The organism is Stutzerimonas marianensis, assembly GCF_022810315.1.
GTDB lineage: Bacteria > Pseudomonadota > Gammaproteobacteria > Pseudomonadales > Pseudomonadaceae > Stutzerimonas > Stutzerimonas marianensis.
In genome coordinates this window covers 419255-432145 of record NZ_JALGRD010000001.1, presented here as the reverse complement: position 1 = coordinate 432145, position 12891 = coordinate 419255, and the positions used below count along the sequence as shown (strand labels likewise).

11 protein-coding genes are annotated in these 12891 nt (G+C 64.3%); 9 read left to right on the top strand and 2 right to left on the bottom strand.

Annotation, left to right across the window (positions count from 1 at the left end; all coding sequences use genetic code 11):
* Positions 1–60 precede the first annotated feature (60 nt).
* The 4 genes from MST27_RS01860 (at position 61) to gcvP (ending at position 6336) form a co-directional block, all read left to right on the top strand.
* Positions 61–1680 carry an ABC transporter permease gene (locus tag MST27_RS01860; RefSeq protein WP_243604304.1) on the top strand — a complete coding sequence of 540 codons (1620 nt, stop codon included), beginning with the start codon at positions 61–63 and terminating at the stop codon, positions 1678–1680.
* 139 nt (positions 1681–1819) lie between these two features.
* A complete protein-coding gene (gene gcvT, locus MST27_RS01855) occupies positions 1820–2899 on the top strand; it encodes a glycine cleavage system aminomethyltransferase GcvT (protein ID WP_243604303.1) in 1080 nt (359 codons plus the stop codon).
* An 80-nt stretch (positions 2900–2979) separates the two neighbouring features.
* The gene (gene gcvH / locus MST27_RS01850) at positions 2980–3369 is read left to right on the top strand and encodes a glycine cleavage system protein GcvH (RefSeq protein ID WP_243604302.1); all 390 of its coding nucleotides are present in this window, start codon (positions 2980–2982) and stop codon (positions 3367–3369) included.
* A gap of 90 nt (positions 3370–3459) precedes the next feature.
* Positions 3460–6336, top strand: coding sequence for an aminomethyl-transferring glycine dehydrogenase (gene gcvP, locus MST27_RS01845; RefSeq protein ID WP_243604301.1), 2877 nt, complete (start codon positions 3460–3462; stop codon positions 6334–6336).
* Positions 6337–6513: 177 nt separating this feature from the next.
* On the opposite strand, the gene yihA is transcribed toward gcvP, so the two are convergent.
* Entirely contained in the window at positions 6514–7140 is a 627-nt protein-coding gene (yihA, locus tag MST27_RS01840; protein ID WP_243604300.1) for a ribosome biogenesis GTP-binding protein YihA/YsxC, read from the bottom strand.
* Between the two features lie 262 nt (positions 7141–7402).
* Between yihA and MST27_RS01835 the strand changes: the two genes are divergently transcribed.
* From MST27_RS01835 to MST27_RS01815, 5 genes are all read left to right on the top strand, one after another.
* Positions 7403–8035, top strand: a complete 633-nt coding sequence (locus MST27_RS01835; RefSeq protein ID WP_243604299.1) for a c-type cytochrome — start codon at positions 7403–7405, stop codon at positions 8033–8035.
* Between the two features lie 183 nt (positions 8036–8218).
* Positions 8219–8848 carry a thiol:disulfide interchange protein DsbA/DsbL gene (locus MST27_RS01830; protein WP_243604298.1) on the top strand — a complete coding sequence of 210 codons (630 nt, stop codon included), beginning with the start codon at positions 8219–8221 and terminating at the stop codon, positions 8846–8848.
* Positions 8849–8857: 9 nt separating this feature from the next.
* Positions 8858–9727 carry an endonuclease/exonuclease/phosphatase family protein gene (locus MST27_RS01825; protein WP_243604297.1) on the top strand — a complete coding sequence of 290 codons (870 nt, stop codon included), beginning with the start codon at positions 8858–8860 and terminating at the stop codon, positions 9725–9727.
* Complete coding sequence (locus tag MST27_RS01820) at positions 9724–11538, top strand: diguanylate cyclase (protein WP_243604296.1); 1815 nt, start codon at positions 9724–9726, stop codon at positions 11536–11538. The genes MST27_RS01825 and MST27_RS01820 overlap by 4 nt, the downstream gene beginning before the upstream one ends.
* Positions 11539–11670: 132 nt before the next feature.
* The gene (locus MST27_RS01815) at positions 11671–12450 is read left to right on the top strand and encodes an N-acetylmuramoyl-L-alanine amidase (protein WP_243604295.1); all 780 of its coding nucleotides are present in this window, start codon (positions 11671–11673) and stop codon (positions 12448–12450) included.
* A gap of 6 nt (positions 12451–12456) precedes the next feature.
* On the opposite strand, the gene MST27_RS01810 is transcribed toward MST27_RS01815, so the two are convergent.
* Positions 12457–12864 (bottom strand): DUF1330 domain-containing protein, encoded by a 408-nt coding sequence (locus MST27_RS01810; protein ID WP_243604294.1) that lies wholly within the window; start codon positions 12862–12864, stop codon positions 12457–12459.
* Between the last annotated feature and the right edge of the window lie 27 nt (positions 12865–12891).

Below are 12891 nucleotides of genomic sequence, written 5' to 3'. Positions count from 1 at the left end.
GTTATACTCGACGCCCCCGATGCTCCGGGGGCGTTGTCATTTCTGCATTCCGAGGCCCGCGTGTCACATCCCGTCGAGCGTCGCTGGTACCCCATTACCCTTTCGGTTGCTGCGCTGGTCCTGTTGCCGTTGAGCGTGCTGCTGTTCAGCTGGAGCGACGTCGACACCAGCATCTGGTCGCACCTGTGGGAAACCCAGATGCCCAGGCTGCTTGGCAATACCCTTTCGCTGGTGGTCGGTGTCGGTGCCGGTGTAGTGCTGTTGGGTGTCAGCCTCGCCTGGCTGACCGCGCTGTGCGAGTTTCCCGGGCGGCGCTGGCTGGACTGGGCGCTGATGCTGCCCTTCGCGATCCCGGCTTATGTGCTGGCGTTCGTCTTCATCGGTCTGCTGGATTTTGCGGGGCCGGTCCAGACGCTGGCGCGAGAGTGGTTCGGCAGCGGCATCCGCTTTCCCCGGGTGCGCTCGACCGGTGGCGTCATCGTGGTGTTGGTGCTGGTGTTCTATCCCTACGTCTACCTGTTGGCGCGTGCGGCATTCATCGCGCAGGGCAAGGGCTTGATGGAGGCCGCCCGTGTGCTCGGTCAGTCGCCCTGGAGAGCCTTCTGGAGCGTGGCGCTGCCCATGGCGCGGCCGGCGATTGGCGCCGGCTTGGCGCTGGCGATGATGGAGACGCTGGCCGACTTCGGTGCGGTTGCGGTGTTCAACTTCGACACCTTCACCACGGCGATCTACAAGACCTGGTATGGCTTCTTCAGCCTGACCAGCGCGACTCAACTGGCCAGCCTGTTGTTGCTGGCCGTGATGCTGGTGCTCTACGGAGAGCGGCGCGCGCGTGGTGCCGCGCGCCCGGTGAATGACCGGGCGCGCTCGGCGCCGCTTTATCAACTGCGAGGTCTGAAGGCCGTGGCCGCGGCCAGCTGGTGTGGGCTGGTGTTCCTCTGCGCGTTCGTCGTGCCGGTGCTGCAGCTGCTGGTCTGGCTCTGGCAGCGCGGGCGTTTCGATCTCGACGAGCGCTACGTGGGGCTGATCCTGCACACCCTGTATCTTGGCGGTCTCGCGGCGCTGATCACAGTGGTCGTGGCCTTGTTGCTGGCGTTCGCCAGGCGGCAGGCGCCGGTGCGCTCGGTGCGTGCCGCGGTCGGGTTGGCCAACCTGGGGTATGCCCTGCCCGGTTCGGTGCTGGCGGTGTCGATCATGCTGGCCTTCAGTTATCTGGATCGCGAGCTGGTGGCGCCGCTGTCCGCCTGGGTCGGCGGAGCGGGCAAGCCGATACTGCTGGGCAGCCTCGGCGCGCTTCTGCTGGCCTACCTGATTCGCTTCATGGCGGTCGCTTTCGGGCCGCTGGAAACCACGCTGGCGCGTATTCGTCCCTCGCTGCCGCAGGCCTCGCGCAGCCTCGGCGTGGGTGGACCGGCGTTGTTCTTTCGCGTCTATTTGCCGCTGTTGGTGCCGGGTACCCTGAGTGCGGCCCTGTTGGTGTTCGTCGACGTGCTCAAGGAGATGCCGGCAACCCTGCTGATGCGTCCGTTCGGTTGGGACACGCTGGCCGTGCGGATTTTCGAGATGACCAGCGAGGGGGAGTGGGCACGGGCGGCTCTGCCGGCGCTGACGCTGGTCCTGGTCGGACTGCTGCCCGTGGTGATGTTGATCCGTCGGTCCGCTCGTCGCGTTGGTGGCTGATGGCGTACATCACCTCACCGTGACCTGTCACAACCTTGGGGCTACAATGCGCGCCATTCCAAAAACGCCGGGCGTCACGGTCCGGCACTAACAAGCTATACCCACGCCGCTTCGGCGACCTGCCCGGAAGGAGAAACCCATGGGTCAGCGTACTCCCCTCTACGATCAGCACCTCGCCCTCGGCGCCAAGATGGTCGACTTCGGCGGCTGGGACATGCCGCTGCATTACGGCTCTCAGGTCGAGGAGCATCACCAGGTGCGGCGCGACTGCGGGGTGTTCGACGTTTCGCACATGACCGTCGTCGACGTCTCTGGCAGCGAGGCCAAGCCCTATCTGCAGCGGCTGCTGGCCAATGATGTCGGCCGCCTCGCTGAAGTGGGCAAGGCGCTCTATACGGCAATGCTCAACGAGCAAGGCGGCGTGATCGACGACTTGATCGTCTACTTGACCGAGTGGGGTTATCGTCTGGTCGTCAACGCCAGCACCCGCGACAAGGACCTGGCCTGGATGACGGCGCAAGCGCAGGGGTTCGCGGTCGAGGTCCACGAGCGCCCCGACCTCGCGATGCTCGCGATCCAGGGGCCGAACGCTCGTGCCCGCACCGCCGAGCTGGTCAACCAGCAGCGCGCCACGTTGATCCAGGAACTCAAGCCTTTTCAGGGGCGCGCGGCCGGTGACTGGTTCATCGGCCGGACTGGCTACACCGGTGAGGACGGTCTCGAGATCATCCTGCCGGCGGTCGATGCGCAGGATTTTCTCAGTGAGCTGGTGGGTGCCGGTATCTCTCCGATCGGGCTGGGCGCGCGTGACACCCTGCGACTGGAAGCGGGTCTGAACCTCTACGGGCAGGACATGACCGAGGCGGTGTCGCCGCTACAGGCGAACATGGGCTGGACCGTGGCATGGGAGCCATCCGATCGCGCCTTCAACGGCCGCGAGGCGCTCGAAGCCGAAAGGACACGCGACGTGCCCAAGCTGGTTGGCCTGGTTCTGGAGGAGCGTGGTGTACTGCGCGCTCACCAGGTCGTGCGGGTCAATGGCAGCGGCGAGGGCGAGATCACCAGCGGCAGCTTCTCACCGACACTGGGCAAATCCATCGCCCTCGCGCGCGTACCCGCCGCCACTGGTGATCGTGCGGAAGTGGAGATCCGTGGCAAGTGGTACCCGGTGCGGGTGGTTCAGCCGACTTTCGTGCGTCACGGCAAAGTCCTGGTGTAAATTCCGCGGAGCGCTTCCCTGCAGCGGGCCGCAGGGCGCCTGTAGCGCCCGTCAATCGACAGCTTTTCGAGGATATGAACATGAGCGACATCCCCAGCGATCTGCGTTACGCCGCCAGCCACGAGTGGGCCCGCCTCGAAGCGGACGGGACTGTCAGCGTCGGCATTTCCGACCATGCCCAGGAGGCGTTGGGCGATGTCGTCTACATCGAACTGCCCGAGGTCGGGCAACAGCTCACCGCGGGCCAGCAAGCGGGCGTGGTCGAGTCCGTGAAGGCGGCGTCCGATATCTATGCCCCGATTTGCGGTGAGGTCGTGGCGATCAACGAACAGCTGACCGATTCCCCGGAAATGGTCAATGGCGAACCTTACGGCAGCTGGTTCTTCCGCGTGCAGCCCAACGATGCGGCCGAGCTGGAAAAGCTGCTCGATGCCGATGGCTACAAGGCCGCCTGCGACGCCGACGCCTGAGTCCCTTTATTCGAGCCCCGCGCTGCTGGCAGGTGAGTTTGTCTCACGTTGCCTGGCCGTCGGGGCTTTTCCTTTTTCGAGAGAGCAGTCATGTCCCAAGTGCCGCGCCTTTCCCAGCTTCAGCAGCCCGATGCCTTCCTTCGTCGCCATCTCGGACCCGATGCGGCCGAGCAGCAGGCCATGCTCGAAGCGCTGGGACTTTCCAGCCGTCAGCAGCTCGTCGAGCAGACCGTGCCGCCAGCGATCCGTTTGCAGGGTGAACTGGCGCTGCCGCCGGCACTGGATGAGCAGGGCGCGCTGGCCAAGCTGCGCAGCTACGCCGAGCAGAACCAGGTCTGGACCAGCCTGATCGGCATGGGCTACCACGGCACCATCACCCCACCGGTGATCCTGCGCAACGTGCTGGAAAACCCCGGTTGGTACACCGCCTATACCCCTTATCAACCGGAGATCGCCCAGGGTCGTCTCGAGGCGCTGCTGAACTTCCAGCAACTGACCATCGACCTGACCGGGTTGGATCTTGCCAACGCATCGCTGCTCGACGAGGCAACCGCCGCGGCTGAAGCCATGACGCTGGCGCGGCGTGTGGCCAAGAGCAAGAGCAACCGCTTCTTCGCCGACGAAAACTGCCATCCGCAGACGCTTTCGGTCATGAAGACCCGTGCCGAGGCGTTCGGCTTCGAGCTGGTTGTGGGGGCGGTCGAGGATATCGAGGGTGAAGATGTTTTCGGTGCCCTCCTGCAATATCCCGACACCCATGGCGAGATTCGCGACCTGCGGCCGGCCATCGAACGCCTGCATGAGCGCCAGGCGCTGGCCTGTGTCGCTGCTGACCTGCTCAGCCTCGTGCTGCTGACCCCGCCGGGTGAGCTCGGCGCCGATGTGGTGCTCGGCACGACGCAACGTTTCGGGGTGCCGATGGGTTATGGCGGGCCACATGCCGCCTACTTCGCGACGCGTGACGAGTTCAAGCGGGCCATGCCGGGGCGGATCATCGGCGTGTCCAAGGATGCGCGTGGCAACACTGCGCTGCGCATGGCCCTGCAGACCCGCGAACAGCACATTCGCCGCGAGAAGGCCAATTCGAACATCTGTACGGCACAGGTGCTGCTCGCCAACATCGCCAGTTGCTATGCCGTCTACCACGGGCCGGACGGACTCAAGCGGATTGCCCAGCGCACCCATCGCCTCACTGCGATCCTGGCGCATGCCTTGGAGCAGGGAGGGATCAAGCGCCTCAACCGGCACTTCTTCGACACGCTCACCCTGGACGTCGGCGGTGCCCAGACGGCTATCCTCGACAGCGCACGGGCGGCACGCATCAACCTGCGCATCCTCGGACGCGGCAAGTTGGGTGTGAGCCTGGACGAGACCTGCTGCGAGAAGACCGTCGAGCAGCTGCTGGCGATCTTTCTGGGCGCCGACCATGGGTTGGATGTCGAGACGCTGGACGCCGGTGACATCCCCAGCGGTATTCCCGAGGCGCTGGCGCGTCAGACCGGGTTCCTCGCTCATCCGGTGTTCAACAGTCATCACAGCGAGACCGAGATGCTGCGCTACCTCAAGCAGCTCGAGAACAAGGACCTGGCGTTGAACCAGGCCATGATCCCGCTGGGTTCCTGCACCATGAAACTCAACGCCACCAGCGAGATGATTCCCATCACCTGGCCCGAATTCGCCAATCTGCACCCCTTCGCGCCCCAGGAACAGGCCCAGGGCTACAAGCTCATGATCGACGAGCTGGAGGCCTGGCTCTGTGCGATCACCGGCTTCGATGCCATCTCCATGCAGCCCAACTCGGGCGCGCAGGGTGAGTACGCCGGCCTGGTCGCGATCCGCAAGTATCACGAGAGCCGCGGCGAGGGGCAGCGCGACATCTGCCTGATCCCGTCGTCGGCTCATGGCACCAATCCGGCCTCGGCGCAGATGGTCAGCATGCGTGTGGTCATTGTCGAATGCGACAAGGCGGGCAACGTTGATCTTGAGGATCTCAAGCGCAAGGCAGCCGAAGCAGGTGACCGGCTGTCCTGTCTGATGATCACCTATCCGTCCACCCACGGTGTGTACGAGGAAGGCGTGCGGGAGATCTGCGAGGCTATCCACGCCCAGGGCGGCCAGGTTTACATGGATGGCGCCAACCTCAACGCGCAGGTGGGCCTGGCACGCCCGGCCGATATCGGCGCCGACGTGTCGCACATGAACCTGCACAAGACCTTCTGCATTCCTCACGGCGGTGGCGGCCCGGGCATGGGGCCGATCGGCATCAAGGCGCACCTGCAGCCTTTCGTGGCGAACCATCCGGTCATCGAGCTGCAGGGCCCGAACCCGGAAAATGGTGCGGTCAGTGCCGCGCCCTGGGGCAGTGCCAGCATCCTGCCGATCAGCTGGATGTACATTGCCATGATGGGCCCGCAGCTGCGTGAGGCCACCGAGGTCGCCATCCTCGGCGCCAACTACCTGGCCAAGCGTCTCGGCGATGCCTTTCCGGTCCTTTACAGCGGCCGCAACGGGCGCGTCGCGCATGAGTGCATCATCGACCTGCGTCCGCTGAAGGCGCAGACCGGGATCACCGAGGAGGACGTCGCCAAGCGGCTGATCGACTACGGCTTCCATGCACCAACCATGTCCTTCCCGGTGCCTGGAACCCTGATGATCGAGCCGACCGAGAGCGAATCCAAGGCCGAACTCGACCGCTTCGTCGAGGCGATGCTGAGCATTCGTGCCGAGATCGCCAAGGTCGCGAGTGGCGGCTGGCCCGTTGAGGACAACCCGCTGGTACGCGCGCCTCACACCCTGGCCGACGTCACCCACCTCTGGGATCGTCCCTATAGCGTCGCCGAGGGCGTCACGCCGACAGCCCACACGCGCGCGCACAAGTATTGGCCTGCCGTGAATCGGGTAGACAATGTCTTTGGTGACCGCAACCTGTTCTGCGCCTGCGTACCGGTTGAGGCGTACAGGGACTAAGGGACCGAGATCAGCGCGCTGGAGGCTGGAGGCTGGACGACCCGGCTCCGGCCTTTGGCGCGCGATAGTGGATAGTCGTGGTCAGGCGATCCGGGCTTGAGGGCGGCCGTCTCGGTACCTGCAAAGACGGCCGTTTACGTCTGAGAGTGCGGCGCCCTGCCTGCACTCGTTCCGCTTTCAGTCTTCGTCCAGCACCCCCAGCAGCTCGGCGAGTTTGAGCTGGGCCTCTTCAACACCCTGGCGCTTCGGCGCGGAAAAAAGCTGAACGCTGACGCCCTCACCCCAGCCTTTGTGGATATCGCGCTGGATGGCCAGCAGGGCATTCTTTGCCGCACCAAAGGCGAGTTTGTCGGACTTGGTCAGCAGGATATGCAGTGGCAATTCGCTCGCGGTGGACCAGTCGAGCATCATCCGGTCGAACTCGGTCAGCGGATGGCGAATGTCCATCATCAGGAACACGCCGGCCAGACTTTCGCGGCTGCTCAGATAGGCTTCCAGGTGACGCTGCCAGTGCTGCTTCAGTGGAATCGGGACCTTGGCGTAGCCATAACCGGGCAGGTCAACCAGTCGATGCTCGTCATCCAGACGAAAGAAATTGAGCAGCTGTGTCCGGCCCGGTGTCTTCGAGGTGCGGGCGAGATTGGCGTGGGTGAGGGTGTTCAGGGCGCTGGACTTGCCTGCGTTTGAGCGCCCGGCGAAGGCGACTTCCAGCCCCTCGTCAGCCGGGCATTGGTCGACCTTGGCGGCGCTGGTCATGAAGGTCGCTTGCTGGCAGAGACCGAGGATCGGGTTTTTAGGGAGCATGGGCAGTCCGGTGAATTGCGCAGGGGTGCGGCAATGGTTCATTTCCGTTTCAGGAGCGCCAGTATATAATGCCGCAGATTTTGTGTGCGCTTTGGTCTTGACATGAATCCCCGTGACGATCACGTCAGCGCCGCGTTCGAGCGCTGTAGGGACGCGCAGGTTTCAAACCAAGCCATGCGACATAACGAGCAATGCCGCGGCTCCGGCGGTCGGCCTGCCGAATAAGATTCTTTTAACCCTTTAGCCGTAGTTGGATGAGCTGATGAACAAAGTACTCGTGAGTCTGCTGTTGACCCTTGGCATCACCGGTATGGCCCACGCGGCTGGAAATGCCGAAGCCGGCAAGGAAAAGGTCGCCGTCTGTGGTGCCTGCCACGGCGCCGACGGCAACAGCCCTGCCCCGAACTTCCCGAAACTCGCGGGTCAGGGCGAAAGCTACCTGCTCAAGCAGCTCCAGGACATCAAGGTGGGCAGCGCGCCTACCGCCGAGCCGGGCGTGGGCCGCAAGGTTCTGGAAATGACCGGCATCCTCGACCCCTACAGCGATCAGGACCTTGAAGACATTGCCGCTTACTTCGCCAGCCAGAAGATGACGGTCGGCATGGCCGATCCGGCGCTGGTCGAGCACGGCGAAAAGCTCTTCCGTGGCGGTAAGGTGGAAGAGGGCATGCCGGCCTGCACCGGTTGCCACTCGCCGAACGGCGCGGGCATCAGCCTTGCCGGCTTCCCTCATCTGGGCGGCCAGCACGCGGCGTACACTGCCAAGCAACTGACCGACTTCCGCGAGGGTAACCGCACCAACGATGGCGATGCCGCCATCATGCGTACCGTCGCGTCGAAGCTGAGCAACAAGGACATCGAAGCCCTGGCGAGCTACATCCAGGGCCTGCATTGATCCTCTAGTCGATCGGTGGACCGAGAGGGCGTTCAAGGCGTGAGCCGGGACGCCCTTTCGTCGTTTTCGGCATCGCTATAATCATGTCAAGAGTTTGAAAAGCCGCGGAAAGCGCTGGCGAGCCGCAACGAATTGCTGCAGCCTGTTGCCATCCGGTCAGCATTCACAGCCAAGGGAGTCACCATGCGTAAACTCGTTCTCAGCGCCGTTCTCGTCACCGCAAGTCTGTTTGGCCTGCCGGCCACTGCGGCGGAATTCCAGGCGGGGAAAGAATACGTCGAGCTGAAGAATCCGGTGCCTGTCGCTGAGCCAGGCAAGATCGAGGTCGTCGAGCTGTTCTGGTATGGCTGCCCTCACTGCTACCAGTTCGAGCCGGTGCTCAACCCCTGGATCGAGCAATTGCCCGAAGACGTCGATTTCAAGCGCATCCCGGCCATGTTCGGCGGTGTCTGGAACGTGCATGGTCAGATGTTCCTTGCGCTCGAATCGATGGGCGTCGAACAGAAGGTCCATGACGCGGTGTTCAATGCCTATCACCGTGAAGGCAACAAGCTCGACACGCCAGAGAAGATGGCCGAATTCCTGGCCGGGCAGGGCGTCGACAGCGACGCCTTCCTCAAGGCCTACAAGTCGTTCGGCGTGAAGGGCCGCGCCGAACAGGCGAAGAAACTCGCCATGGCCTATCAGATCACCGGCGTGCCCGTCATGATCGTCAACGGCAAGTACCGCTTCGACATCGGCTCGGCGGGTGGACCGCAGCGGGCACTGGAAGTCGCCGACTTCCTGATCGAAAAAGAACGCGCTGCGCAATAAGGTCACGGCATGCTGCGCCGTTGGAGTTCGCCGCGTCTGGCCGGTCCGGGTCAGGCGCGGGTCAATCCGCTCTGTCTGGACTCCAGCGGCTTGCCCTGCAATGGCAGGCTGCGACTGCTGAGCTTCAACATCCAGGTCGGCATCAGCACCGAGCGTTACCACCATTACCTCACACGCAGCTGGCAGCACCTGTTGCCGCATCAGGGGCGTGCGCAGAACCTGCAGCGCATCGGTGAGCTGCTCGCCAACTATGATCTGGTTGCGCTGCAAGAGGCCGACGGCGGCAGCATGCGCTCCGGCTTCGTCAATCAGGTCGAGCATCTGGCGCAACTCGGCGCCTTCCCCTATTGGTACCAGCAACTCAACCGCAACCTCGGGCGCTTCGCGCAACACAGTAACGGTGTGCTCAGCCGCCTCGAGCCACAGGGGCTGGAGGACCATCCCCTGCCCGGTCCATCGGGGCGCGGTGCGATCCTGCTGCGTTTCGGGGAGGGCGAGGACGCGCTCGTGGTTGTGGTCATGCATCTCGCCCTCGGCGGCAATACCCGAACACGCCAGCTGGCTTATATTCGCGAGCTGATCGGCCCATACCGGCATCAGGTATTGATGGGCGACATGAACACCCATGCCAGCGACCTGCTGGAACATTCTCCGTTGCGCGACCTCGGTTTGCAGGCGCCGCAGATCGAAGCCACGTTTCCCAGCTGGCGCCCGAGCCGGTGCCTGGATCATATTCTGCTCAGCCCGAGCCTGACGCTCGAACGTGTCGATGTGCTGGCCCGGGCGAGCTCCGATCATTTGCCCGTTGCGGTGGAGATACGGTTACCGGACTCGATGCACGGCGATGCGCTGCCGGTTCCCAAGGTAGGGTTGAAGTGAGCGACGACGCCAAGCGCTGGAAAGAAAAGTACCTAAGCTCGCTGGAGCAGCAGGAGCGCCAGGAAAAACGCTGGGAAACGCGGCTGGATCTGCTGCGACGCAGCCTGGTGCGCAGCAGCTTTGCGGTCGACGGAGCTGACCCCGCCGTCGACCAGTGCATGCGCGAACTGCGCGAAATTCTCAGAGACGATGTCCAGGATGATCGCCTGGGGGCGCTGGTGCCGCGCCTGGAGCGAGCAGTTCTGGATACCGAGCGCAGCAAGCAGGATCGCCTCGAGCAGTTGACCGCGGCGCTTCACCGTCTGGTCTCGCCATTGCTCGAGTTGCCGCTGCCGGGCGAGATCCGCAAGCCCCTGAAAAAATTCGACCGTCAGCTTGACGAGCGGGCGGCGCAATCGCGCGAGCTGCCATCGCTGATCGGCGAACTGGGCGAGCTGCAACACCAGGCATTGGCGGTGCTGGACCAGACCGGGCCCGCTACGGTCGGTTTGCTTGGCCGCCTGTTCGGTACACGGGAGCGTCATGCCCCGCCCCCGAGCGGGGCGGCCACCGACGCGAGTCCGCAGTCCATGGACCGCGCCGAAGACCTGTCTGATTCCACAGCAGCGCCCGCATCGACGCCCTTGCCCGGACGCGATACCACGCCCATGGACGAGCAGACCGCCGCGACGGTCGTGCCACCCGCCGAAATCGAACCGACCCCGGCGCCGGATCTGAGCGCCGACGCCGATGCGCGCTATCGGTTGCCGGAGTCGCCGGAGCAGGCCTACAGCGCTATTGCCGAGCGGGTTGAAAGCACGCTGTTCGGGCTGCTGGACGGGCTGCAGTTACCCGAGCACCAACAACCCCAGGCACAGGCCCTGCGTGAACGCATTCAGCATGGCCTGAACTGGTATGAGCTGGTGCCGGTACTCGACGACCTCGCCCAGCTGTTGCTGATGGTGGCGGATCAGGGTCAGCGCGAATTCGAAAACTACCTCAAGCTGCTCAACGAGCGTCTGGCTAGCATGCAACAGAGCCTGAGCTCTGCCCGCGAGGGTCATGCGCAAAGTCAGGAGGTCGCCCAGGCGCTCGACGAAGAATTGCGCCAGCAGGTCGGTGGGTTGCAGAGCAGCATGCTCGAAGCCAAGGACCTGCCATCACTGAAACAGGCCGTGCAGACGCGTCTGGATGGGCTGCTCGAAACCGTCGACCTCTATGAGCAGCAACGTGGCGAACACGAAAAGCGTCTGAGCGAGCGTCTGAGTGCGCTCGTCGGGCGAGTGGCGAGCCTGGAGGAGGCGGCGGTCGGGATGCAGCAGCACCTCGAAGAGCAGCGTCAGAAAGCGCTGCAGGATCCCCTGACGCAGCTGGCCAACCGGGCGGCCTGGGATGAACGACTCGAGCTGGAGATGGCTCGGCAGCAGCGCTATGGCGGTCATTTGCTGCTCGCGGTACTCGATGTCGATCATTTCAAGCGGATCAACGACAGCTTCGGCCATCTGGCCGGCGATCGTGTGCTGAAGATCATCGCCAATGAACTGCGCAAGCGGTTGCGCAAGACCGACTTCATTGCCCGGTTCGGTGGCGAGGAGTTTGCCCTGCTGCTGCCGGAAACGCCCCTCGAGGCAGGGCTGCCGCTGATCGATGGCCTGCGCGCCGGCATTCAGGCCTGCCCGTTTCACTTCAAGGGCGCGCGGCTGGAGGTCACGCTATCGGGAGGCGTCACCGATTTTCGCGAGCGTGACAGCGCCGAGGCGGTGTTCCAGCGGGCCGATCAGGCGCTCTACCGGGCCAAGGGCAACGGGCGCAACCGAATCGAAACGGCCTGACCAGGCGGTCTGGACCCAGGTTGCGCCCCGCGTATACTGGCCCGTCTCTTCAGGCGCCACGCGAAAATGTCCATGGCACGGCCAGCGGCCTGCCGTCTGCCTGAGTCATTCTGTTGTTGACCCGAGGTGACCATGAAAGCCCTGATCCTAGGTGCGCTGGCCGTTCTGCTGGCCGGCTGCGCCAGCGGCCCCCGCATCGACACCCGCCACACGTCCCTCGGCCAGGACAGCCGCGCGCAGTTCATCGTGCTGCATTACACCTCAAGCGATCTGCAGCGCTCGCTGGAAATCCTCAAGGGGGATGGCGTCAGCAGCCACTACCTGATCGGTGAATTCCCGGCGACCATCTACCGACTGGTCGACGAGGATCGGCGCGCGTGGCATGCCGGCGAGAGTCAGTGGAACGGCCGGACCTGGCTCAACTCCAGTTCCATTGGCATCGAGCTGGTCAATCGCGGCTACGTCGAGGATGCACAGGGCCGGCGCCTTTGGTATCCCTATTCCGAAGCGCAGGTCGACGCCCTGGTCGTGCTGCTCAAGGACATCATGCAGCGCCATGGGCTCAAGCCCGGCGCTATCGTCGGACACAGCGACATCGCGCCTCAGCGCAAGGTGGACCCGGGTCCGCTGTTCCCTTGGAAGCGTCTCGCCGACGAGGGGCTCGTGCCATGGCCGGATGCCGTGGCGGTGGCGCAGCAGCGGCAGGTGTTTGCCGAGCAGCTGCCCGACATCGGCTGGTTCCAGCGGCAACTGGCCGCGCAGGGCTACAAGGTGCCGACACATGAGCATCTGGACCTGGAAACCCGCAACGTCATCGCTGCCTTCCAGATGAAGTATCGGCCGTCACGCTTCGACGGCGAGCCGGACGCCGAAACCGCAGCGCTGCTGGCGGTACTCAACACGCCATCCTGAGCCGTTCTAGCTTCGCTCGGTGCAGCCGATCAGCCGCGAATCGGCCAGCGCGGCGGTGCGGTGGGGGGTCGCGGCGCGGTATTCCGGATCGGCAAGCATCGTCAGAAAGGCTTCCGGCGAGGGGTAGCGGACCAGCAGCATCTCATCCCATGCCTCCTCTTGCGGAGCGATCAGCGCAACGTGGGCTGCGGCCATCAATTGCACGCTACCGCCCACGCCACGGACCTTCGTCAGTGCGGTCCGGCTGTAGCGGGCGTAGGCCTCGCGGCCACTGCAGGGCGTCTGGGTCGGGTCGTCCGCATAGTCCGCCTGATCGCGGAAGCGCAACAGGTTGAGCATGAGGATAGGCGTGCCGGCGGGCATCCGTTCGGCAAATTGCTGCAGCTGTTCGGCGGTGGGGTTGAGGCTCGGCATGGCGGCTCCTGACGCGGGATCGGGATC

Excerpts from the sequence above, each read along its gene's own strand:
- MST27_RS01835 (WP_243604299.1), top strand. The coding sequence starts at position 7,403 with ATGAACAAAGTACTCGTGAGTCTGCTGTTGACCCTTGGCATCACCGGT.
- gcvP (WP_243604301.1), top strand. The coding sequence starts at position 3,460 with ATGTCCCAAGTGCCGCGCCTTTCCCAGCTTCAGCAGCCCGATGCCTTC.
- MST27_RS01810 (WP_243604294.1), bottom strand. The coding sequence starts at position 12,864 with ATGCCGAGCCTCAACCCCACCGCCGAACAGCTGCAGCAATTTGCCGAA.
- MST27_RS01830 (WP_243604298.1), top strand. The coding sequence starts at position 8,219 with ATGCGTAAACTCGTTCTCAGCGCCGTTCTCGTCACCGCAAGTCTGTTT.
- yihA (WP_243604300.1), bottom strand. The coding sequence starts at position 7,140 with ATGCTCCCTAAAAACCCGATCCTCGGTCTCTGCCAGCAAGCGACCTTC.
- MST27_RS01825 (WP_243604297.1), top strand. The coding sequence starts at position 8,858 with ATGCTGCGCCGTTGGAGTTCGCCGCGTCTGGCCGGTCCGGGTCAGGCG.
- gcvT (WP_243604303.1), top strand. The coding sequence starts at position 1,820 with ATGGGTCAGCGTACTCCCCTCTACGATCAGCACCTCGCCCTCGGCGCC.
- MST27_RS01815 (WP_243604295.1), top strand. The coding sequence starts at position 11,671 with ATGAAAGCCCTGATCCTAGGTGCGCTGGCCGTTCTGCTGGCCGGCTGC.
- gcvH (WP_243604302.1), top strand. The coding sequence starts at position 2,980 with ATGAGCGACATCCCCAGCGATCTGCGTTACGCCGCCAGCCACGAGTGG.